This is a genomic window from Paenibacillus sp. JMULE4, from assembly GCF_013337105.1.
Classification (GTDB): Bacteria; Bacillota; Bacilli; order Paenibacillales; family NBRC-103111; genus Paenibacillus_G; species Paenibacillus_G naphthalenovorans.
The window spans coordinates 633,632-655,250 of record NZ_SGWF01000014.1 but is presented as its reverse complement, the minus strand read 5'-3'; the positions used below and the strand labels follow the sequence as shown (position 1 = coordinate 655,250).

At 48.3% G+C, this 21,619-nt stretch carries 22 protein-coding genes and 1 pseudogene; 21 read left to right on the top strand and 2 right to left on the bottom strand.

The window, feature by feature from the left end; all coding sequences use genetic code 11:
- Positions 1–131 (bottom strand): annotated as a pseudogene (locus EXW96_RS16095) (DUF444 family protein); the annotation flags it as partial.
- A gap of 97 nt (positions 132–228) precedes the next feature.
- Between EXW96_RS16095 and EXW96_RS16090 the strand changes: the two are divergent.
- From EXW96_RS16090 to EXW96_RS15990, 21 genes are all read left to right on the top strand, one after another.
- Positions 229–516 carry a hypothetical protein gene (locus EXW96_RS16090; protein ID WP_074727292.1) on the top strand — a complete coding sequence of 96 codons (288 nt, stop codon included), beginning with the start codon at positions 229–231 and terminating at the stop codon, positions 514–516.
- Positions 517–641: 125 nt separating this feature from the next.
- On the top strand, positions 642–1,703 hold the full coding sequence (locus tag EXW96_RS16085) for a LacI family DNA-binding transcriptional regulator (RefSeq protein ID WP_139170771.1): 1,062 nt from the start codon (positions 642–644) through the stop codon (positions 1,701–1,703).
- 164 nt (positions 1,704–1,867) lie between these two features.
- Positions 1,868–2,341 (top strand): RpiB/LacA/LacB family sugar-phosphate isomerase, encoded by a 474-nt coding sequence (locus EXW96_RS16080; protein ID WP_062406845.1) that lies wholly within the window; start codon positions 1,868–1,870, stop codon positions 2,339–2,341.
- 29 nt (positions 2,342–2,370) lie between these two features.
- A complete protein-coding gene (gene rbsK / locus EXW96_RS16075; RefSeq protein ID WP_174350946.1) occupies positions 2,371–3,288 on the top strand; it encodes a ribokinase in 918 nt (305 codons plus the stop codon).
- A 25-nt stretch (positions 3,289–3,313) separates the two neighbouring features.
- Positions 3,314–4,621 (top strand): ABC transporter substrate-binding protein, encoded by a 1,308-nt coding sequence (locus tag EXW96_RS16070; RefSeq protein ID WP_174350945.1) that lies wholly within the window; start codon positions 3,314–3,316, stop codon positions 4,619–4,621.
- A gap of 69 nt (positions 4,622–4,690) precedes the next feature.
- Entirely contained in the window at positions 4,691–5,587 is an 897-nt protein-coding gene (locus EXW96_RS16065) for a carbohydrate ABC transporter permease (RefSeq protein ID WP_062406849.1), read from the top strand.
- Positions 5,588–5,601: 14 nt separating this feature from the next.
- Positions 5,602–6,441 (top strand): carbohydrate ABC transporter permease, encoded by an 840-nt coding sequence (locus tag EXW96_RS16060; RefSeq protein ID WP_062406851.1) that lies wholly within the window; start codon positions 5,602–5,604, stop codon positions 6,439–6,441.
- Positions 6,442–6,482: 41 nt separating this feature from the next.
- Entirely contained in the window at positions 6,483–7,772 is a 1,290-nt protein-coding gene (locus tag EXW96_RS16055; RefSeq protein ID WP_145862486.1) for an MFS transporter, read from the top strand.
- Between the two features lie 148 nt (positions 7,773–7,920).
- Positions 7,921–8,610, top strand: coding sequence for a GntR family transcriptional regulator (locus EXW96_RS16050; RefSeq protein ID WP_074727287.1), 690 nt, complete (start codon positions 7,921–7,923; stop codon positions 8,608–8,610).
- An 80-nt stretch (positions 8,611–8,690) separates the two neighbouring features.
- A complete protein-coding gene (locus EXW96_RS16045; protein WP_309225117.1) occupies positions 8,691–9,668 on the top strand; it encodes a zinc-dependent alcohol dehydrogenase in 978 nt (325 codons plus the stop codon).
- 19 nt (positions 9,669–9,687) lie between these two features.
- Positions 9,688–10,449, top strand: a complete 762-nt coding sequence (locus EXW96_RS16040) for an SDR family oxidoreductase (protein WP_062406858.1) — start codon at positions 9,688–9,690, stop codon at positions 10,447–10,449.
- A gap of 162 nt (positions 10,450–10,611) precedes the next feature.
- On the top strand, positions 10,612–10,818 hold the full coding sequence (locus EXW96_RS16035; protein ID WP_074727285.1) for a hypothetical protein: 207 nt from the start codon (positions 10,612–10,614) through the stop codon (positions 10,816–10,818).
- Positions 10,800–12,335: a recombinase family protein gene (locus EXW96_RS16030; protein ID WP_174350944.1), complete on the top strand. Its 1,536-nt coding sequence runs from the start codon at positions 10,800–10,802 to the stop codon at positions 12,333–12,335. Before EXW96_RS16035 ends, EXW96_RS16030 begins: the two co-directional genes overlap by 19 nt.
- A 588-nt stretch (positions 12,336–12,923) precedes the next feature.
- On the top strand, positions 12,924–15,422 hold the full coding sequence (locus EXW96_RS16025) for a Na+/H+ antiporter subunit A (protein WP_083351208.1): 2,499 nt from the start codon (positions 12,924–12,926) through the stop codon (positions 15,420–15,422).
- Positions 15,409–15,831, top strand: a complete 423-nt coding sequence (locus EXW96_RS16020; RefSeq protein WP_074727283.1) for a Na(+)/H(+) antiporter subunit B — start codon at positions 15,409–15,411, stop codon at positions 15,829–15,831. The genes EXW96_RS16025 and EXW96_RS16020 overlap by 14 nt, the downstream gene beginning before the upstream one ends.
- Positions 15,832–15,833: 2 nt before the next feature.
- Positions 15,834–16,172 carry a Na(+)/H(+) antiporter subunit C gene (locus EXW96_RS16015; protein ID WP_074727282.1) on the top strand — a complete coding sequence of 113 codons (339 nt, stop codon included), beginning with the start codon at positions 15,834–15,836 and terminating at the stop codon, positions 16,170–16,172.
- Positions 16,165–17,640 carry a Na+/H+ antiporter subunit D gene (locus EXW96_RS16010; RefSeq protein ID WP_174350967.1) on the top strand — a complete coding sequence of 492 codons (1,476 nt, stop codon included), beginning with the start codon at positions 16,165–16,167 and terminating at the stop codon, positions 17,638–17,640. Before EXW96_RS16015 ends, EXW96_RS16010 begins: the two co-directional genes overlap by 8 nt.
- A 6-nt stretch (positions 17,641–17,646) precedes the next feature.
- Positions 17,647–18,123, top strand: a complete 477-nt coding sequence (locus tag EXW96_RS16005) for a Na+/H+ antiporter subunit E (RefSeq protein ID WP_074727280.1) — start codon at positions 17,647–17,649, stop codon at positions 18,121–18,123.
- Complete coding sequence (locus tag EXW96_RS16000; RefSeq protein WP_074727279.1) at positions 18,123–18,419, top strand: Na(+)/H(+) antiporter subunit F1; 297 nt, start codon at positions 18,123–18,125, stop codon at positions 18,417–18,419. The genes EXW96_RS16005 and EXW96_RS16000 overlap by 1 nt, the downstream gene beginning before the upstream one ends.
- Positions 18,391–18,771: a monovalent cation/H(+) antiporter subunit G gene (gene mnhG, locus EXW96_RS15995; protein WP_074727278.1), complete on the top strand. Its 381-nt coding sequence runs from the start codon at positions 18,391–18,393 to the stop codon at positions 18,769–18,771. Before EXW96_RS16000 ends, mnhG begins: the two co-directional genes overlap by 29 nt.
- A 291-nt stretch (positions 18,772–19,062) precedes the next feature.
- On the top strand, positions 19,063–20,808 hold the full coding sequence (locus tag EXW96_RS15990; RefSeq protein WP_074727277.1) for a sensor histidine kinase: 1,746 nt from the start codon (positions 19,063–19,065) through the stop codon (positions 20,806–20,808).
- Here EXW96_RS15990 and EXW96_RS15985 read toward each other — a convergent pair.
- Entirely contained in the window at positions 20,742–21,536 is a 795-nt protein-coding gene (locus EXW96_RS15985) for a DUF444 family protein (protein ID WP_302621125.1), read from the bottom strand. The genes EXW96_RS15990 and EXW96_RS15985 overlap by 67 nt on opposite strands.
- Positions 21,537–21,619: the final 83 nt, after the last annotated feature.

The following is a 21,619-nucleotide window of genomic DNA, read 5'->3' as shown; positions in this document are numbered from 1 at the left end:
ACCTTCGCTTCCGTATGGTGAGCAATAAATATGATTTCCACATGTTCGTATTTTGTGCGCAGAAAGCGTGTCATCCAGAAAAAGAAGCTGCGAGCGATATATTTTTCAAAGGAGCCCATGGATTTGGGGGTGGCATAAGTAGACTGGTTCATTGCGAGTATTCCGCAAGGCTGAGTAATCTGTAAGTGTCCGATGGAGAAGCCAAAAAGGGGCGCTGTGCGGGAGGTAATGAAAGATAGCCCGACTGCTGCTGAAGCCGGGCCAGGTTTTGGGCTTTTATTTATATTCAAACGGGTGATAAATAAAGTCAGCTTCATTTCCAAGCATAAGTTGAATCAGGAAATAAAGAAACGGAGAACAAATGACCACAGTCAAGATAAGGATAACTGGAATAAGGCCGTTAAAACGATGGTTGTTTTTATTGATTTTTACGATTTTCATAAGCTTCAGCTCCCATTTGAGATTGTATGGCATGCCGCTGTTGGTTTCTTTACGTCTGCATTATATGTGATTTGAATGGCTTTATCTGTGATCAAAGTCACATGGAAATGATGAAGAGAGCGATTACATTTGTATTGACAAGTAGGATCGCTCAGGTTTATACTCTGGTTAAACGATTAAAAAGGAGGTGAAACCGCTAATTGAAGAGGGCGACTCTCAAAGAGGTAGCCAAAATGGCTGGAGTTTCCACGGCTACGGTATCCAATGCTTTAAATGAAACGAAATATGTCAGCGAAGAAGTGAAGGACAAAATTTTTTCTGCGATCAGAGCGCTTAACTATCAGCCCAACAGCGTAGCCAAGAGCTTGCGTGTACAGGAATCCCGAATTATAGGGCTGCTGATCTCCGATATCGCCAACCCGTTCTTCTCCATTGTAGTCCGAGGAATAGAAGAAGAGCTTGCCAAAAGCAACTACAGCATTCTGCTGTGCAATACGGATTCTTCACTGGAGAAAGAACGAAAGTACCTCGACGTGTTAATAGGTCAAAGGGTAGACGGTCTGATCGTCTCATCCGCCGGGAATACGGGCGATTATTTTCGTTCACTGGAGAAAACGGGGGTACCGATCGTATTCCTGAACCGGTGCCCGGAATTCATGAATTCCGATGTGATTATGACGAATAATATACAAGGGGCATATATCGCTACTGAACATCTGATCCGGCATGGATACGGTAAAATTGCAATTATTGCCGGGCCTTCTTCCGTTAGTACGGGTAAAGATCGATTGACCGGATATAGGAGAGCGCTTGAGGATTACGGCATAACGGAATCGGATCAACTGGTAAAGGAAGGGCTTTTCGACATCCAGAGCGGCTACGACAAAATGAAAGAACTGATGGAACAGGACACGAAACCGGACGCCGTCTTTATTTCCAACAACTCCATGACACTCGGGGCATACAAATATTTGAAGGAATCGGGACTCCGCATTCCCGATCAGATTGCAGTTTTGGGTTACGATGACTCCGACTGGGCGGAGATCGTAGATCCGCCGATTACTACGGTAAGGCAACCCGCTTACCATCAAGGTGTGCATGCGGCAAACTTAATACTGGCGAGAATTAAAGACAAGCAAGTGAAGAGAGAAATTATGTACATGGATCCGGCGTTGATCATCCGGCATTCCTGCGGCTGCTCGGGCGGGAATTCGTTCAACGGCGTTTTCGATCGACCGAGAGACGTCCTATCGGGCTTATGATATCAGCGGACAGTCAGGTACGAACGATTCTCTCGTTTTTTATGCAGCTTAATTTAATCGATTAACCGAAAAATAATCCGAATTTAGGCGGATAAGTAAAATTTTTAACCAGCAGTTGAAGGGCAAATAGAATATACGTAAACATCATTTGGAGGAAAAAGAAAATGAGAATAGCAGTCGGAGGAGATCATGCGGGTTTTCCGTTAAAAGGAACAGTAATATCCGCCTTGCAAGAAATGGGACACGAGGTGAAGGATTTCGGATCGTACGATAGTAATCCTGTTGATTTTCCGGATATCACGCGAACGGTATGTGAGGCAGTCCTGTCGGGCGAAGTGGAGCGGGCCGTTATGGTATGCGGAACAGGTGTCGGGGCGTGTATCGCGGCTAATAAAATTCCGGGCATTCGGGCATCCGTCTGCCACGACATTTACTCCGCGCATCAGTGTGTTGAGCACGATGATGTTAATGTGATGTGCGTAGGCGCCCAAATTATCGGCCCTGTGATTGTGGTCGAGCTGCTCGAAAGTTTTTTGAAAGCGGAATTCAGCACGGAAGAAGAATTCCGGCGTAGAGTGGAGAAACTGTACGAGATGGAACGGCATTACGCTGCGCAGGATATGAAGATAAACGAGTAAGAAATCAGATTTCATGTGGGAGGGTTAATGTGACACAACCGGCGCGAATTGTAGTTGTCGGAAGTTTAAATATGGATCTTGTCGTCAAGGCGCCGAGAATTGCTTTAGAAGGAGAGACGATTAAAGGCGGCACATTCTCTACCATGCCTGGCGGTAAAGGCGCCAATCAAGCGGTGGCTGCAAGCCGGCTGGGGGCGCATGTACATATGGTAGGCTGTGTCGGCGATGACGGGTTTGGGCGAGAGCTGCTTGATAACTTACATAAAGCAAATGTGAATACGGATTATGTGACGACGGTTTCCGGCAGTTCCAGCGGAGTGGCCATGATTACGGTAAGTGAATCCGGCGAGAACAGCATCGTCATTGCACCCGGAGCCAACGACCGAATGGCACCCGAATATGTTCGTCAAGCGGAGTCGATCATTCGTGAAGCGGATGTGGTGTTGATCCAATTGGAAATTCCGATGGAGGCGGTGGAAGAAGCCGTCGTCATCGCCAACCGCCATCAGGTTCCGGTGATCTTAAATCCCGCCCCGGCCAGATCTTTGCCGGAGGCTCTTCTGAAGCAAATCGATATCCTTACACCCAATGAAACGGAAGGCAAGCTCATTGTGACCGGGCGGGCCGAAGGCGATATCGATGTAGAAGAAATCATACATGATCTCAAAAGCAAGGGTGTCCGGCAAGTGGTCATGACACTTGGCGGTGAAGGAGTCGCTTATTCTGCGGGAGAGGCTGTACAACGTTTGAAAGCGTATACAGTCGATGTTATGGACACGACAGGGGCCGGCGATTCCTTTAATGCGGGACTGGGCGTTTATTTAGCCGAAGGCGGTTCGTTAGAGGAGGCCGTTCGATTTGCTCAAAAAGTGGCTGCGCTGTCGGTAACCGGCTTTGGCGCACAAGCATCGTTTCCAAGCAGAACGGAAGTAGAGGGGTTTCAATAACATCAATTCTACGGAGGGGAAATCCATGAATCCTAAAAAAGTGTTATTTCCGATAATGACTGCCGCGTTGGTTGCAGGGTTAGCCGGTTGCGGAGGCGAAGAGACTACTGGCGCGAACGCTAATGCGGACAAGTCCGACGGCGGGGAGAAAGTGGAACTGCGTGTGGCCTGGTGGGGCGGACAAGCACGCCATGATAAAATGAATCAGCTTTTCGATTTGTTTGAGCAGAAGCATCCAAACATTAAAGTTTCGCGTGAATTCACGACCGAGAACCAATATGCGGAAAAATTCACGACGCAAGCAGCCGGAGGCAACGCGCCGGATGTGATGCAAACGAGCAGCTTCTTTCAATTTGACTTTGTAAAGCGAAATATGATGCTTGACCTGGATCCGTTAATCGCATCGGGCGATTTGAATGTGAAGGATTTCGATCCGGTTGACGTTGGCGGAGGCAAAGTGAATGACAAGCTGTATGCGATCAGCCTTGGACACAATATTACAGGGGTTATTTACAATACGGTTATGTTTAAAAATGCAGGTTTGGACATGCCTAAAAACAACTGGACCTGGGATGACTATGTTGCGACGGCGAGGGCTCTTCAAAAATCGTTGGGTAATGATGCTTGGGCAACGGAGGATGAAGGCGGCGTGTACAGGGTGCTGGAGCTGTACGCCCAGCAAAGGGGCAAGTCGGTGTTTACAGAGAACGGGCTGGGCATCGATAAGAAGGATCTAACCGACTGGTTTACGTTCTGGGATCAAATGCGAAAAGAAGGCCTGACCCCGCCTGCGGCCATTCAATCCGAGCAAGGGGATAAAACACAGGAACAGTCGATGCTGGCAAGAGGCAAGGTGGCGATGATCAGCAAAAGCTCCAACCAGTTAAAAATCTATCAAGGCAGCACGAAAGATGAACTCGGTATCGTCAGCTATCCTATGGACCCGAACGGCGAAAAGAAGGTTCCTCTGATCGTGGCTTCGCTGGGAATTTCCGCAAAAACGAAGTATCCTAAGGAAGCGGCCATGCTGATTGACTTCGTCGTGAACGATCCGGATGCGGCTAAAATCTTTAAAGGTGAGCATGGTCCGCAGGCTTCCAAAGCCATGCAGGAAGTGATCAAGCCGCTGCTTGGCAAGCCGGAGGAGAAGGAGTACGCTTTCGTTAATGAAATGATGCCGTCTACGAAGCCTTATCCAACGATGCCGGGCGGTAGCACATCGGTTCAAAAACTGCTGCTTTCCAATAACGAAGCTATCGCTTTCGGCAAGAAAACCATTCCACAAGCGGTAGACGATTTCTTTGCCCAGGCGAATCAGATTTTGAATCGATAAGTCAAATCATAGGGCAGGAGCTCAAAGGCTAACGCTTGAGCTCCTGTTATACAGAGGAGATCTCATGCTATGTCGATATTATTTAACCGCAAGCGATGGTTATGGATCATTCCATATCTCTTTCTCGGACCTTGGTTGATCGGAATTCTGGTGTTCAGCGCCATCCCGATCCTCAGCTCGTTGTATCTTTCGTTTACGAACTATAATTTCGTATCCTCTCCTGATTGGATCGGACTAAAAAACTATATAACGATGTTCACCTCGGATCCGCAGTACTGGCAAGCGCTAAAGGTCACGTTGATTTATGTGCTGGTTGCGGTGCCGTTAGAATTAGCCTTTGCTCTTTTTTTGGCGCTGCTCTTAAACAGGGGCATACGGGGGCTTGGTTTTTATCGTGCAGTCTATTACATCCCTTCTCTCATCGGAGGAAGTGTGGCGATTGCCATTCTTTGGCAGCAGGTGTTCGGTGATCACGGAATGGTCAATCAAGTGTTGGGCTTGATCGGGATCGATATGCCAAGCTGGGTGGGGACGCCCGATTATGCCATCTGGTCCATTATATTTCTGAAGGTGTGGCAGTTTGGCTCTCCGATGGTGATCTTTCTGGCTGGACTTAAACAAATTCCCCCGGATTATTATGAAGCGTCATCCCTGGACGGTGCGGGCAAGTGGAGTCAATTTTTCCATATTACTCTGCCCATTCTGTCCCCTATTGTATTGTTTAATGCGATCATGCAGATTATCAGTTCGTTTCAAGCCTTTACGCCGGCCTACATTATCAGTAACGGAACGGGCGGACCCGTCAATTCGACGTTATTCTATACGCTTTATTTGTATCAGAACGGTTTCGGCAACTTCCAGATGGGTTACGCTTCCGCCATGGCATGGGCACTGCTTATCATCATCGCATGCTTCACCGGGCTGATCTTTTTGACGACGAAAAAGTGGGTTCATTACGCGGATTAGGGGTGGCGGATCAAATGGCAAACAATGTTCGAATACAAAAGGTGCTGCTTCACACACTTATCATCGCAGGGTTCATCATTATGCTGTACCCGGTACTATGGATGCTCATCAGTTCATTTAAACCTACGGAAACCATCCTGACAGACAACAGTCTTTGGCCGAGAAACCTTACGCTTTCAAACTACATCAAAGGCTGGAAGGGGACATCGGGGACGACATTTACGACCTTTTACCTTAATTCGCTGCTTATGGCCGGACTAGCCGTGATCGGGAATATCATATCGTGCTCGCTTGCGGCGTATGCTTTTGCGCGCCTGGAATTCAAGGGGAAAAAAGTGATGTTTGCTCTGATGCTGATGACCATGATGATTCCTTTGCATGTTCTGATTGTTCCGCAATATATTATTTTCAATAAATTGGAGTGGGTCAATACCATACTTCCCATTGTCGTACCGAAGTTTTTTGCCGTTGAAGGATTTTTTGTTTTTCTCACCGTGCAATTTATTCGTTCCCTGCCGCGGGAGCTGGATAAAGCAGCAACCGTAGACGGATGCGGTCCCATCGGCATTTATACACGGATCATTCTGCCGCTGACGACTCCGGCCATCGTGACGACAACGATTTTTACATTCATTTGGACATGGAACGACTTCTTTAGCCAGCTTTTGTATCTCAGCAGCGTGAAGAAATATACGGTTACGCTGGCACTTCGAATGTTTACCGATGCGGGCGGGGAGGCAGCGCTCGGTTCACTGTTTGCCATGTCGGTGCTATCCATCGTACCGGTATTCTTAATGTTTTTATTTTTCCAACGGTATATCGTAGAGGGCATTGCAACCTCCGGCATTAAGTAAAACATTTTAAAAACAGATACTCCACAGGTAGGAGGAATTTCGTGTCATATTCAAACGACGACATGGCTTCAAATCGTTCCTACACGCAATCTGTTCCCATTCAAACCTCATTTTATTACGGTTGGTGTATCGTTTTTATAAGCGGTCTGGGCATCTTTTTTTCCGGGCCGGGCCAAGCTTATTCGAACTCGGTCTTTATTGAATTCTATATGAGAGACTTTCATATGGATCGAACAACGGTTTCAAGCCTGTATTCATTGGCTACTTTGACTGCCGGATTCTTATTGTTTGCCGTGGGGAAATTGACTGGCCGTTTCGGGCATCGGGTCATGATGACGTGGACCGCTGTGTTATTGGGATTGGCATGCTGGTGGAACAGCTTTGTGGCGGGGACCTTGACTCTGTTTATCGGTTTTTTTATGATCCGTTTGTTAGGACAGGGCTCGATGTTTCTTATTCCGAACACCCTGGTTTCCCAGTGGTTTGTCAAACAGAGAGGCCGGGCATTAAGTTATGCCGGCCTGGGAGGATTGCTCGGAGCGGCGATCTTTCCCCCGTTGAATAACTGGTTGATTCAAACCTTTAGCTGGCCTGCGGCATGGAGGGTGTTAGGTGCAGCGATCTTATGCTGCTTCGCTCCTGCAGCTTTTTTTCTTGTGCGAAATAAACCGGAAGATGTCGGGTTGTTACCGGATCATATGCTGCCGGGCTCGGATCAGGCATCTTCGCAAGCTCCGGCTGCCGAAGATGCCTGGACGCTTCGCGAGGCCATGAGAACCAAATCCTTCTGGTTGATTATGGGCTGCACGGCTGTGCCGCCAATGATATATGGCGGAATCACGATTCATATCTTCTCGATCTTGAACGAGCATGGGATCGATCGAACGACGATCGCCTGGATCTTGAGTTTTATTCCTTTGATCAGCTTCGCATGTTCGTTGATCGCCGGATTCATTGTCGAGCGGGTCAAGGTCCACGCGATGCTTGGTTTAACCTTTGTCATCAACCTGTTGGCCCCGATACTTCTCATTGCAGCACAATCGGAGATGATGATCTTCCTGTTTGCTGTCGCATGGGGAGTAGGACAAGGGCTGATCAATGTGCCTCTGGGGGTCATATGGGCCAATTATTATGGCCGCCGACACCTGGCTCAAATCAGCGGCATGACGACGTTCGCCATGGTGTTCGGTTCGGCTGTAGGTCCGATGCAGCTGGGATTCGCATACGATCGCCTCGGAAATTACAATCCTGTTTTATGGCTGATGATTTTTTTCTGGGCGGCAGGGGCCGTATTTGCCTTTGCTGCAACGCCGCCTCAAAGAAGTCCATAAAAAGTAAATTCGAGGCGAATTTCATTTAAGATAAAATCCTATGTTTTTTTTCCTGAACGTATTGATTGATGTTCAATTTCTTTGTAAAATTATAACTGTAAACTTGTTAACAAGTTTACCGAAATCATCTAATCATGAAGGGACACCGATGAATACTGAATTTCCGGCCTCCTTAATGGAAGGGCTGCCTTTAGGCGAGAAAATAGCCAATGAACTAAGAATTCAAATCATTGGCGGAAAACTGGAGAAAGGCTCCGTATTGTCCGAGAATCAGATTGCCGCGGATTTTGGCACAAGCAGAGGCCCCGTTCGGGACGCATTGAAAACCCTTTCAAATGAAGGGCTGATCCGCCTGGAACGCATGGGGGTTGTGATTCTTGGCCTAACCCCGGAAGATATGCAGGAAATTTATGATGTTCGCATTCTGATCGAAGGCTTCATATTGGAGCGCCTCTCACATGATTTCAATGAAAGCAGAAGAAATACGCTGCTGCATATCATAGACAAGATGGAATTGGCCGCAAAGCATAACGACGATGTCGATTTCTCTCGATATGATATGGAATTTCATGAAACGATGATACGCTACTGCAACCATCAAAGGATTTTCCGCTTATGGAACGGCATTCGGCCTATCATATTTGCCGCCCTGCTGGTAGCCACTAAAAACCGGTTTGCCCGGGCTGTGGAAGGGGTGCCGCAGCTGATCCATCAGCATCGTTCCATCGTGGACGCGATTTCTGAAGGGGATCAGGAGCATATCCGACAAGCGGCCAAAGATCATTATACGGAAGCCTTTAAAACCGTCTCACAAAGCTTGTTCTTTTTTGAACGATAACGACGGCCATCATAAGCATGGTAATTCAAAGACGGAAGGATGAACGGGATGAGAGCTGGTATTTATCTGGGAGAAAAAAGGTGGTGCCAGGACAGCTGCCGATACCTGAACCCACCCATGGAGAAGCGTTGATCCGCGTCCTGGCGGGAGGCATTTGCGGTACGGATATGATGATTTATGCCGGAAAGCATCCCCGGGCCAAAGCGCCCCTTGCCTTGGGGCATGAATTTTGCGGCGTGATCGAAAAGGTGGCCGGAGACAGCTCCTTTCAACCCGGGGAACGCGTTGTTATAGAGCCTACCCTGAGCTGCGGGGAATGTGAAGCTTGCCTTGCCGGACAGACCCATGTATGCAAAACGCTTCGTCTTATCGGAATCGATATGGACGGCGGATTTGCCGAGTATGCCAAGGTGCCTGTGCACCGTCTGCACCGGTATCCCGGGCATTTATCCGACAGCTTGGCGGCTCTCACGGAACCGTTAGCCGTAGCCGTTCATACGGTTCGCCGATCCCATGTTAAAATCGGCGACGACGTCGTCATTATCGGCTGCGGTCCGATCGGCTTGCTTGTCGGCATGGTCGCCAGGCGCAGCGGAGCGGGACGGATTATTGCCGTCGATGTAAGCCCTTACCGGATTGCGAAAGCTCAGGAACTCGGGTGGACGGTCCTTGATGCCAGGCAGACGGATATCACTCAAGAAATCAAAAGCTTAACCGGCGGCAAAGGTGCCGATGTCGTGTTTGAAGTAGCCGGAACTTCCGTCACTGCCAAACAAATGACGGAGGTGGCCAAAATTCAGGGGCAAATCGTCGTAGTCAGCTTATTTAAACAGCCGCCGACGGTCGATTTGGCCGCCATGCATTTTAAGGAGCTTTCCTTGACCACGACACGCTGCTACAGCAGAACCGATTTTCAAACGGCCATTGCCCTCATGGCTGGAGATCAAGTGAATCTTTCCGGTCTGATCTCGCATGAACTGCCTCTCGAACGGATTGCGGAAGGATTTGCGCTGATGGAAAATCCTGAAGAGGCCTTAAAAATTATTATTCGACCTTAATCCCGTTGGAGGACTAATCATGATTCTTGATGTATTTCGGTTGGATGGCCAAGTGGCGGCGGTTACCGGTGCGACCAGAGGAATCGGCTATGCCATGGCTTTAGCTTTGGCGGAGGCGGGGGCGGATATTGCTCTCCTGCAGCGTTCTGCGGAACAAAAGCAATTAAAAGAAGAAATCGAACGGCTCGGCAGAAAATGCACGATCATTCCTTGCGACATGAATCGGCCGGACGATGTGAAGAATGCGGTCCCTTCGGTTGTATCCGCTTTCGGGAAGATGGATATTCTGGTGAACAACGCCGGAATCCAGCGCAGATCGCCGGCTGTGGATTTTCCCGAATCCGATTGGGACGATGTCATCAACGTCAATCTCAAGGCGGTTTGGATGTTGTGCCAGCAGGCCGGGCGCCATATGGTTCCGCGGCAGAAAGGGAAAATCATCAATATCGCTTCTCTGCTGTCCTTTCAGGGCGGGCTTACCGTACCTGCCTACGCTGCGGCCAAAGGCGGCGTAGCCCAATTAACGAAGGCTTTGTCCAATGAATGGGCACGGCACCATGTCAATGTGAACGCGATTGCCCCCGGATATGTTGCCACGGATATGAATACGGCATTAATGCAGGACGAAACCAGAAGCCGTCAAATTATGGAACGCATTCCGGCCGGACGATGGGGCTTGCCGGACGATTTCAAGGGCAGTATTGTTTTCCTGGCCTCGGGCGCTTCCGATTATATTCACGGACAACTTTTAACGGTTGACGGCGGATGGATGGGAAGATAACCGGTCATCAACAGTCTGCAACGAACCTTTCACAGAGCGAGGCTCTGCGAAAGGTTTTCTTTTTGCTGCCGGATCTTTTGTCCACAGGAAAGAGCGGCACATAAGACAAGCTTTCTTCAACATACATTGAGGTAAGGGATGACATGGATGGAGGGCGGTCAGATGAACTTTACCTTCAATGAGGTGGACGGAGATAAGCCTGTATCCAAGTGGATGGCAGTCAGGGTGGCGGAATTCGCCAGAACCAAGTACGGGGTGGACGTCCAAGTATCCGTGAACGATCCGATTCATGCGGCGCTTGAACCTTCTGATGAGCCCTTTACAATGAACTCAAGCCAGGGGGAACACTCATGCAGCAGGAAAAAATAAAATGTGCGATTTATGCGAGGGTCAGTACGGATCAGCAAGGGGATTCGATTGAGAATCAAATCAGCCAATGCCAGGAATATATCAGCCGATTGGGCCGGCAGTACGATGATACGGATATTATCCTTTACCGGGATGAGGCGGTTTCGGGTTACTACACCAGCGTGTTTGACCGCGCCGAAATGAAACGGGCCATACAGGATGCCAAAAATCATCGGTTTCAGCTGCTGGTTTTCAAGGAAGTCAGCCGGGTGGGCCGCGACAAGCAGGAGAATCCGGCGATCATCGGGATGTTCGAACAATACGGCGTACGGGTCGTAGCCATTAATGATAATTATGACTCGCTCAATAAAGATAACATCACGTTTGATATTTTGTCCGTCCTCTCCGAACAAGAGAGCAAAAAAATATCAGCGCGCGTCAGCAGCGCCAGAAAGCAGAAGGCGCGCAGGGGACAGTGGGGAGGAGAGCCCCCCATTGGATATCAAGTCAACAGGGAAACGAAGAAGCTTGAGATCGATCCCGAACGGAAGGATATTCCCGTCCTCGTGTTTTATCTCTATGTGCACAAGGGCATGGGCACCTTTAAAGTAGCCGAATATTTGAATCAAAAGGGCATCCGGACCAAAAACGGCAACCTGTGGAGCCGTGAAAGTGTGAACAAGCTGCTTCGCAATCAAGCCTACATCGGCCATGTGGTTTACGGCACCAGGCGCAATCAGCTGCAGCGGGAATATGACGACAGCGGGAAAATGACGAAGAAGAAGGTACAGCTGCGGATGGATAGGACCGAATGGCAAATCGTTGAGAACGCGCATGAGGCGTTAATCGATAAGGAAACGTTTTATGAGGCGCAGCGGATTCTTTCATCCAAAAGTCATAACCGTGCACCGAGGCGGGCCTACCATCCGCTTACCGGCATCTTGATCTGCGGCAAGTGCAATCAGGGGATGATTTGCCAAAAACGATCCTACAACGGCAAGGAGTACCGGTACTACATCTGCAAAACGTATCACAAGTTCGGCCGCGAGGTTTGCCCGCAAGCGAATGTAAACGCCGACGAGCTGGAGGGGGCCGTCGTTAGACTTATACGCACCCGGCTGGACAAGCTGCCTAACGACTGGTTTAGGATTACCGTCAATAAAGAGAAAGAAATGGAGCGGCTGCGGCAGGAGATGAAGGTAAAGCGGCAAACGCGGGAAAAGTGGAGGAAAAATCAGGTCGATCTTTTTCAGCAAAGGGAACTTTTCGATGCAAAAACCTATCAACGGCAGATGCTTGAGATGAAGAATCAGATCCAGCGGCTTGACGAAGAAACCGCCCTTTTGGAGAAACAACTCGGGGAGCTGGCCGGACAAATAACGGAAGCATCATCGCTTGACCGTTACCTGGATGAATTTAAAAAGCTGGAGCTTCAGGATTTGGAGCGGACACGGGTTTTGCTGCAGGAGGTGATCAAAAATATAATATTGACCGACAGGCACCTGGATATTAAATATCACTTTGATTTTGACCGTTAGTGTCACGGTCCTCGTTTGGAAAATCAGGTTCTTCTTCCTGAAGCTGTCCGCTGCGGATAGCTTCTTCATGTTTATGCATCATTTTTTTGAAACCATTCCGTGTTATATTTCGTAACAAATATGATGTATACTGTATTCATACACAACGTCACTCTTAATCCAATCTGTACCGAATAATTTTTACGTATTCGCGAGGACGGAATGTGTACAATGGAGAATAAAGCTGATGTGCATGTACAATCCTTCCATTCTCCCTGGATTGCTGGAAGGATTCGGTATAATGGTGGTTACGGATGCTTCGATCTGTCTGCCAGCTCCAAAGCAGGAGCATGACAAAAACTGCTGCGCAGGCGGTGATTTTGTACCATAGCATGATTACCACTCCAAAACATGTTAAAATGGTTGTTTGTTTAAATTCGACAATTCTGTTGTTGTTAAAAGGAATGTTTTAGTAATAAGGTGCGCATAATAACATGGTTTTATACCGATCATAGGGGGGACTTTTTGCAAATTTTTCACAATCGATGATTCTTGATTCTCGACAGAGATAAAGATACAAATTATATTTTTTGGAATGGAGGAATAGGGTTGTCTTTGCTTCATGCAGCGATTTTTGTGCCGTTTCTTTTTGCAGTGGTCGTTCCACTACTCTACAAATACGTACGGCGTATTCATACGGGATGGTTTGTTCTGCCGGCGCCGGTACTGCTGTTTACGTACTTTATTATGCAGCTGCCTTCGGTCCGAAACGGTGATGTCAAGCATCTGTCGGCACCGTGGATCCCTTCATTAGATATTCGTTTCACGGTTTATTTGGACGGATTGGGACTCCTGTTTTCATTGCTGATTACGGGAATCGGAAGTCTTGTTGTGCTTTATTCCATATTCTATTTATACAAAAACAAAGAAGCCATTCATAACTTCTATGCGTACCTGTTAATGTTTATGGGAGCCATGCTCGGTGTTGTTCTTTCCGATAACCTTGTAGTACTGTATGGATTCTGGGAATTGACGAGTTTGTCCTCTTTTCTTTTGATTGCGTTCTGGTATCAGAGAGAGAGAGCCAGATATGGCGCGTTAAAATCGATGCTCATTACCGTGTTCGGCGGATTCGCGATGCTTGCCGGTATCGTTCTGCTGTACGTCATGTCAGGCACCTTCAGCGTTCGGGAGATCATTGCCAATCTGGACGCGGTGACGGGACATGCCCTCTTTATTCCCGCAATGCTTCTTATGCTGCTCGGAGCGTTCACGAAATCGGCGCAGTTTCCGTTTCATATCTGGCTTCCCGATGCGATGGAAGCGCCAACGCCTGTCAGTGCTTATTTGCACTCGGCCACAATGGTAAAAGCAGGCATTTATTTAGTGGCCAGACTCACTCCGGTATTTGCCGGGTCTGCCGAATGGTTCTGGCTTGTATCCGCGTTCGGTCTGGTCACGCTGTTCTGGGGATCGTTTTCGGCTGTCAAACAAACGGATTTAAAAGCCATTCTTGCTTTTTCAACGGTCAGCCAGCTTGGGTTGATCATGTGCTTGCTTGGACTCGGCTCTGCCGCCTTATACTTCGGATATGGTGAAGAGTCTCAGCTTTATATTCTGGCGATGACGGCCGCCGTGTTCCATCTGATCAATCATGCCACGTTTAAGGGTGCGCTGTTTATGGTCGCGGGCATTATCGACCATGAAACGGGAACCCGGGACATCCGTAAACTCGGCGGCTTGGCTTCACTGATGCCGGTGACGTACACGTTTGCCCTGATTGGGGCGTTCTCGATGGCCGGCCTGCCGCCGTTTAACGGCTTTCTCAGTAAGGAAATGTTCTTTACCGGGGTACTGAATGCATCGAAAATGGATATTTATAATATGCAAACATGGGGGATGCTGTTTCCCGTCCTGGCCTGGATTTCCAGCGTTTTCACATTTATCTACTGTATGATCCTTGTATTTCGGACCTTTAGAGGCAAATACCAGTCGGACAAGCTGGAAAAGAAGCCTCATGAGGCTCCGCTAGGTTTGCTGCTGTCGCCAGCCGTTCTGGTTTCTTTAGTCGTTCTGTTCGGACTATTCCCTGATATCTTGTCTTATTCTTTGATCGAACCCGCCTTGGCTTCCATGCTTCCGGGGCTTCTCGAACCAGGTGACAAGTTCTTGGTGTACATATCGTTTTGGCACGGATGGACAATTGAGCTCTTTATGACCATGGGCGTCATAGCGCTGGGTACGCTGCTTTATATGCAGTTAAGGCGCTGGCAGGGCATCTATGGGATATTCCCGCAGAAGCTGGCATTGAATTATTTTTATGACCGGGGACTTCAGCTCATGGAACGGGTGTCCAACCGGATTACGCGGATGTACATGACAGGCTCGATCCGTGATTATTTGGTCTATATTTTCACGTTTTTTATTTTCATCGTCGGTTCTGTGCTGATCAGATCGGACGGATTAAACTGGACAGGCGCCGAATACGCTGATATTTCGATTTATGAAATCGTCCTTGTTGCGGTGATGCTGACTGCGGCCGTAGCCGTCCCGTTCGCCCGTTCCCGGTTAACAATGGTTATTCTGGTGGGCGCTGTAGGCTATATGATTACACTGTTTTTCGTTATTTTTAGAGCGCCCGATCTGGCTCTGACCCAAATGATTGTTGAGACCGTGTCTGTTGCGCTTTTCCTGCTTTGCTTTTATCACCTGCCCAAGCTGAAAAAAGAAGTGTCTACGATCCCGTTTCGGATATCGAATCTGCTGATTTCCATTGGAGTGGGGATCGTGGTGACTTTAGTCGCTTTGTCTGCCCATGGATCGCGTATGTTCGAATCGATATCGGAGTATTACGTGAGAGAAAGCTATGCGTCTGCGGGCGGTAATAATATCGTAAACGTCATTCTGGTCGATTTCAGGGGCTTTGATACGCTTCTGGAAATCATGGTTCTGGGTATTGCCTCTCTGGGGATTTATTCATTGATCAAGCTCCGTGAGGGCAAGCCCAACGATTCGGCAGCTCAGGCGGACACGGATTCCGACGACAGGAATGGGGCTTTACAATCCGGAAGATTTCGTGAAGGGGGGCGCTTTCATGAAGGCCAATGATGTCATCTTGCAAACCGCAACGAAAATCATCGTATTTATCATCTTGACCGTATCTGCGTTTTTGTTCTTCGCAGGTCACAACAACCCCGGCGGAGGCTTTATCGGAGGGCTGATGAGTGCCGCTGCGTTAGTGCTGCTGGCTATGGCCTTCGATATGGAGACCATCCGCAAAGTCGTTCCGTTCAATTTTCGGAAAATAACGGCTTTTGGACTCTTGCTGGCCGTATTGACAGGGATTGGCTCGTTCCTGTTTGGCGTCCCTTTTCTTAGCCACACGTTTGACTACTGGGAGCTTCCGATCCTTGGGAAAACCGCAATGGCTACGGCTGTGCTTTTTGATCTGGGTGTGTATTTAGCGGTTGTAGGAGTGACTATGACCATTATTCTGTCGGTTGGGGAGGATCGCTAGCTATGGAAATTCTCATGTCCGTCACCATCGGCGTGTTGTTCACAGTTGGGACTTATCTGATTTTGAGCCGCAGTCTGCTCCGAATTATCTTGGGAACTAACATCATCACCCATGGAGTGCATCTGCTTCTTCTTACGATGTCAAGATTGAAGACGGGAGCCGCGCCGCTGTTAGGAGAGAACTCGGTGGCCTACACCGATCCTTTGCCGCAGGCGTTGATCCTGACTTCAATTGTAATCAGTTTCGGTGTAACGTCGTTATTTTTTGTACTTGCGTACAGGGCGTACCGTGAACTTGGGACGGACGATATGGAACAGTTAAGGGGACAAGATGATGAGTAATTTGATCGTACTGCCGCTGTTGATACCTCTTGTTACAGCAATCATTCTCATTTTTTTCAGCAATATTGCCATACAGCGCCGGATTACCGGTTTCAGTGTGCTGTTGAACGTTGCCGTATCGGCTTACATGGTGCAGCAGGTGCAAAGTAAAGGGATCCATACCTTGTATATGAGCGGATGGCTTCCTCCCTTCGGTATTGTGTTCGTAGCGGACATGTTTGCCGCTCTGCTGGTGCTGACCACGGCAATCATAGGCGCCGCGTGCTTGTTTTATGCGTTTGGCAGCATCGGAGAAGCAAAAGAAAAGCATTATTTTTATACGTTCAGCCAGTTTCTCCTGGTTGGGGTTATCGGATCCTTCTTAACGGGAGACATCTTTAATCTGTTCGTCTGTTTTGAAGTCATGCTGATCTCTTCCTACGCGTTGATTGTTCTTGGAGGGACAAAGCTGCAGCTGAGAGAATCGCTCAAGTATATCCTTATTAATATTCTTTCCTCAGCGCTGTTTGTAGCTTCCGTTGCTTACCTGTACGCCGCAGTGGGTACACTCAACATGGCTCATCTGTCCGCCCGTGTGGCGGAGGCGGGGCAAGGCGGTGTTTTGACCGTGACAGCGATTTTATTTCTCATCGTATTCGGGTTAAAGGCGGGCTTGTTTCTGTTCTTTTGGCTGCCGGGCTCCTATAGTACGCCTCCCGCTGCGATTTCCGCGCTGTTCGGCGGCTTGCTGACCAAGGTTGGAGTATATGCCATCATCCGGACCTTTACACTTATTTTTTATCACGAGCCGGGGGTCACGCATACCATTATCGTCTGGATGGCCGCTGCAACCATGATTCTGGGAGCGATTGGCGCCCTTGCTTACCGGGATATTAACCGAATTATGATCTATAATATCGTGGTTTCCGTAGGCTTTATCTGTTTTGGTCTGGCTGTGGCAAACAAGGCCGCACTCGAAGGGGTTGTGTACTATCTTGTGCACGATATGATTGCCAAGGCGTTGTTGTTTCTGCTGGGCGGTTCTTTAATCGCAGCGGCAGGCTCAGCTCAACTGAAGGATATAGGCGGCTTGATTAAACGTCATCCTGTCATGGGATGGATGTTTTTCGTAACGGCGCTGGCGATTGTCGGGGTTCCTCCGCTTAGCGGCTTCATTGGGAAGCTGTTAATTGTGCAAGGCGGTTTGGAAGGCGCTCATTACTGGCTTACAGGTATCGGTCTTGCCTCCAGTTTGCTCGTTTTATATTCGCTGATGAATATTTTTATGAACGGTTTTTGGGGAGAGTTTCGTTTGACTCGTGAACCGGAGCAGGGCTTGCCTAAATGTCTCTTGACCCCGGCTGCGTTTCTTCTTGTTCTTATCGTTTTGCTTGGTGCAGGCGCTGAATGGGTGTATCCTTATGTGTCTCAGGCAGGGGATGTACTGCTTTATCCGCAGTTGTATATAGATGCGGTGCTAAAGGGGTAGATGATCATGGCATTTCAAATCATATTGAATTTAATCATCGCTTTTGTCTGGATGTTTCTCAACAACGCATGGGATTTCTCCAATTTTTTCATGGGTTATTTATTGGGTCTTGCCTTTGTTTATGCGTTAAGACGTTTTTTTTATGATGATTTTTATATGCGGAGATTGTGGGCGATATGGAAGCTGCTGGTGTTGTTCCTGAAGGAATTAGTGCTCTCCAATGTGACGGTTATCCGACAAATTCTTCGACCGAAGCTCGATATAAGGCCGGGCATTTTCGCATTCCAGACCGAGCTCGATTCCGATTGGGAAATTACATTGCTCGCTTGTTTAATTACTCTCACACCAGGAACGCTGACATTAGAGGTTTCTCCGGACCCACGCACCCTGTATATTCACGCCATGGATATTCATGATGCCGAGCTGTTGGCGGAGCAAATCAAAGGAACATTCGAGAAGGCCATCATGGAGGTGACGAGATAATGCTGTCTGAGATGTTGTTTGTCGCGTTGATCATTCTGTCACTTTCGATTCTGGGATGCATGTACCGTGTGCTGAAGGGACCGTCTATGCCGGATCGGATTATTGCTCTGGATTCGGTCGGCATACAGCTGATTGCCATTGTAGCCATCCTGTCGATTATGCTGCGAACGCAAGCCTATCTTGAAATTATACTGCTGATCGGAATCCTGGCTTTTTTGGGAACGATCGCATTCTCGAAATATATAGAAAGGGGTGTGGTCATTGAGCATGAAAGAGATCATTCTAACGATCGGTGAACCGCTGATCGGAATCCTGGTGCTCCTTGGCGCTCTCCTTAGCGCGATCAGTGCCTTTGGGCTTATCCGACTCCCCGACGTCTACCTGCGTTCGCACGCAGCCACGAAGAGCGCAACGCTCGGCGTGCTCAGCATTTTATTTGGTGCGTTTTTGTACTTTATTATTTTTGAAGGGTACACTAGTGCGAGGCTCCTGTTAGGTATCGTCTTCGTGTTCATCACCGCGCCGGTTGCCGGACATCTGATCGGACGGGCGGCTTATCGGACAGGCGTGCCCCTCTGGGAGCGGAGCGCGCAGGATGACTTGAAGGGTGTTGTGAAGCAGCGCCGCGCGGAAGAAGACCAGGAATAAGTAACTTCTTGGCAGCCAAAGCCGTTGTTTTATGGGCTGCCCTCATTGTTAACCGTTCGCGGCATCCTGGTTTTATCTGGTCTCCTATCGATGGATTTGGGGCTGTCCCATAAGTAGCTCATACTACTTACGGGAGGGCCTCTTTTTCATGGTTTTTCTTAAACGCTCCCCAAGGAATCGAAGCGGCAGGCCGCAACCATCCGCTTGATCGTCCGGCTTCGACAAATTCATACAACATCGGCTATAATTATATTTAGAACATGGTTTATCATATCGAACAGAGGTGGCCGCATGGTATTATTAAAGAAAATACCTCTCAAAACGTCCCTTGTTTTTATCCTTGTGTTGATGACATTGAGTTTCATATATTACCAGCACATGAAAGACATCATCATCCAAAATCAAATGGATCGAATGCTGCTGCTTTACAACAGCGTTCGGATGAGCCTCGAACAATCGGCGACCGGTGAGAAGTTTGTAGAGGATCTCATCGGGCAAAACCTCCGTACTGCAGCGATAGCCGCCAAATTCAAGCTTGATCCCGATATTGGCAACATAGATAATCAAGAGCTTGTTGAGTTGAGCCGGCAGCTTGGCGTTAATCATATTACCTTATTCCAACGGACAGCGGACGATATCGTAGGTGTGAGGTCTTCAGACCCTAAAGATTTGAATGTAAGCTCCAAGGGCTGGGATACGATCTACAAAGTATTCCATCAATTGTTCGATCTTCAGGATGTGGATGTCGGCATGGGACAGGCATTGCCTCATTACTGGAGCTCTCCCTTCGACACGGCGACCTCCAACCCGGAGAGCGTGAACAAATGGGGCTATTACTATGATGGAACGACGAATTATATCATTAATCCTTTTGTACATAATACCGACTTCCGCACATATCAAAGCTTAACCGGCATTGAAGATGCCATTCGCAGGCTGACGAAAGAAAATGAACATATCGGACTGGACATATCGGTACTGAATTCGGATAAATTGATGAACCGCCAGCATCTCGGTCTGAACCCTACTCCAAGCAATTGGTATTCAGAACGGCTTGTTTTGTTTGGAAAATACCGGTACAAGTCACCCGATGACAAGGAGTTTGGCCAAAAGGCGCTTGAGACCAAGAATACCGTGTTTTATACCACGATATCCGAAGGGAAGCAGGTGTTCAAAAGCTTAACTCCGATCCATGGGGATTATATAAAATACAATGCTGCCGGGACGCCCCCTTTAATTGAAATCTCGTATGACTATACGGAGATTCAGCAGCTGTTGCAGAAACAATTCAGCAACACTTTGTTATTTATGTTGATCTGCATCGGCATTTCTCTGGCTATTATTGCTTCCATTTTTATATTGTACAACCGCAATAAAGAACTTGCCGTACAGGATGTACAGGACGCCTATGCCGGCGATATCGAAACTTTGTTTCAATCGATCAGGGAACAGCGGCACGATTTTATCAATCATATTCAAACGATCAATGCTTTTCTGACATTAAAGCAGTACGAGGAATTACATTCCTATACGAAGACGCTGGTAGACGAAATACGGGTAGTCAATGATCTGGTGAATATCAACAACCCGCCGCTCATCGCCTTGTTTCAGGCCAAACTCACGCAAGCCGAGAGCAAGCAAATTCGTTTTGAGTATGCCTTTAGCCAGATGGAAAAAGTAAAGCTGAGCCCGGTGAAGGCGACGGATATTGTCAGGCTGTTAAGCAATTTAATCGATAATGCGTTCGACGCGTCCATGGAGCTGAATCCGGAAAACAGGTTTATCCGGGTGGAAGGCGAGGTCGTCCACCATCAGCTGCAGCTCAAGGTGATGAATAGGGGGAATCCGATCGCCCCGGATATTCAGGGAAAGATGTTTCAGCCGGGCTTTACGTCAAAACAGAATGGGAAAAACTCCGGCCTGGGGCTTCATATCGTGCGGCAGCTGGTGGAACGCTATCATGGGTCCATTCAACTGAAAAGCGAGAATGGCATAACGGAATTTTCCATTTCCATTCCGTTAAAGGGAGTATTATAATTTCGATGAAAAAAAGTCTGCCTTGGGCCTTGGCCTAAGCAGACTTTGGTTCGTTTTGCCACTCCCATGGATCCGGATGTATCCATCATAGCCAGGATAAGCGCATTGGAGTGCGGCGTAACGATTTCCTCCCACGTTTTGAACCGAAGATCGTCAGGACTGATATGGTGAATCCCCGGGTCGCCCCCGCGTGCGTTTCGGCGCAGATTTTCCAGAATCGTCCGCTTCTTATCGATGTTGGACATAATTCCCTTCTTGCGGATGTCGTTAAATATAATCTCTTTCGTCGTCACATTATGTTTTTCTTTCTGCTGCAGGTTAGGAAGCTCCAGCTCTTCAAACAGCATGGACTGCAGCTCTTCCATTTGAACCTCCGCATCGTAATAATCTTCTCCGGGTTGATCACCGGCGCCCTCGCCTTTGCCCGAGCCTGAAGCAGGCTGGGGATCAACCCCCAGCACGTCGCCAACCTGACTGTCACCGTCCCCTTGACCGACATGCTTGCTCTTGTTGTAGTTATAGCGAAAACGGTATTCATCCAGACTTCGTATAGGCACCTTCACAATCTGCTTGCCGTCCGACATCACAATACTTTCGTCCGTCACCAGGTCAGGCAGGTTTTGCTTGATCGCTTCACGTACTTTTTCTTGATGTCGGGTCTGGTCTTGATACCCTTTGCGGTGCAGCGACCAGTCTTCACGGGATACGGTAAATAAAGGTTTAGTCATACGGAACACCTCCTGAAGGCTTTTTATAATGGAAATCCGTATTCAAAAGCACGAACGGTACCAGACGATAGTGAATCAAGACT

Bases quoted from the DNA above. Each gene is read 5' to 3' on its own strand.
- EXW96_RS16090 (WP_074727292.1), top strand. From the start codon at position 229: ATGAAAGATAGCCCGACTGCTGCTGAAGCCGGGCCAGGTTTTGGGCTT.
- EXW96_RS16070 (WP_174350945.1), top strand. From the start codon at position 3,314: ATGAATCCTAAAAAAGTGTTATTTCCGATAATGACTGCCGCGTTGGTT.
- EXW96_RS16050 (WP_074727287.1), top strand. From the start codon at position 7,921: ATGAATACTGAATTTCCGGCCTCCTTAATGGAAGGGCTGCCTTTAGGC.
- EXW96_RS16015 (WP_074727282.1), top strand. From the start codon at position 15,834: ATGGAAATTCTCATGTCCGTCACCATCGGCGTGTTGTTCACAGTTGGG.
- EXW96_RS16065 (WP_062406849.1), top strand. From the start codon at position 4,691: ATGTCGATATTATTTAACCGCAAGCGATGGTTATGGATCATTCCATAT.
- EXW96_RS16080 (WP_062406845.1), top strand. From the start codon at position 1,868: ATGAGAATAGCAGTCGGAGGAGATCATGCGGGTTTTCCGTTAAAAGGA.
- EXW96_RS15990 (WP_074727277.1), top strand. From the start codon at position 19,063: ATGGTATTATTAAAGAAAATACCTCTCAAAACGTCCCTTGTTTTTATC.
- mnhG (WP_074727278.1), top strand. From the start codon at position 18,391: ATGAAAGAGATCATTCTAACGATCGGTGAACCGCTGATCGGAATCCTG.
- EXW96_RS16000 (WP_074727279.1), top strand. From the start codon at position 18,123: ATGCTGTCTGAGATGTTGTTTGTCGCGTTGATCATTCTGTCACTTTCG.
- EXW96_RS16010 (WP_174350967.1), top strand. From the start codon at position 16,165: ATGAGTAATTTGATCGTACTGCCGCTGTTGATACCTCTTGTTACAGCA.
- EXW96_RS15985 (WP_302621125.1), bottom strand. From the start codon at position 21,536: ATGACTAAACCTTTATTTACCGTATCCCGTGAAGACTGGTCGCTGCAC.
- EXW96_RS16030 (WP_174350944.1), top strand. From the start codon at position 10,800: ATGCAGCAGGAAAAAATAAAATGTGCGATTTATGCGAGGGTCAGTACG.
- EXW96_RS16040 (WP_062406858.1), top strand. From the start codon at position 9,688: ATGATTCTTGATGTATTTCGGTTGGATGGCCAAGTGGCGGCGGTTACC.
- EXW96_RS16005 (WP_074727280.1), top strand. From the start codon at position 17,647: ATGGCATTTCAAATCATATTGAATTTAATCATCGCTTTTGTCTGGATG.
- EXW96_RS16060 (WP_062406851.1), top strand. From the start codon at position 5,602: ATGGCAAACAATGTTCGAATACAAAAGGTGCTGCTTCACACACTTATC.
- EXW96_RS16020 (WP_074727283.1), top strand. From the start codon at position 15,409: ATGAAGGCCAATGATGTCATCTTGCAAACCGCAACGAAAATCATCGTA.
- EXW96_RS16035 (WP_074727285.1), top strand. From the start codon at position 10,612: ATGAACTTTACCTTCAATGAGGTGGACGGAGATAAGCCTGTATCCAAG.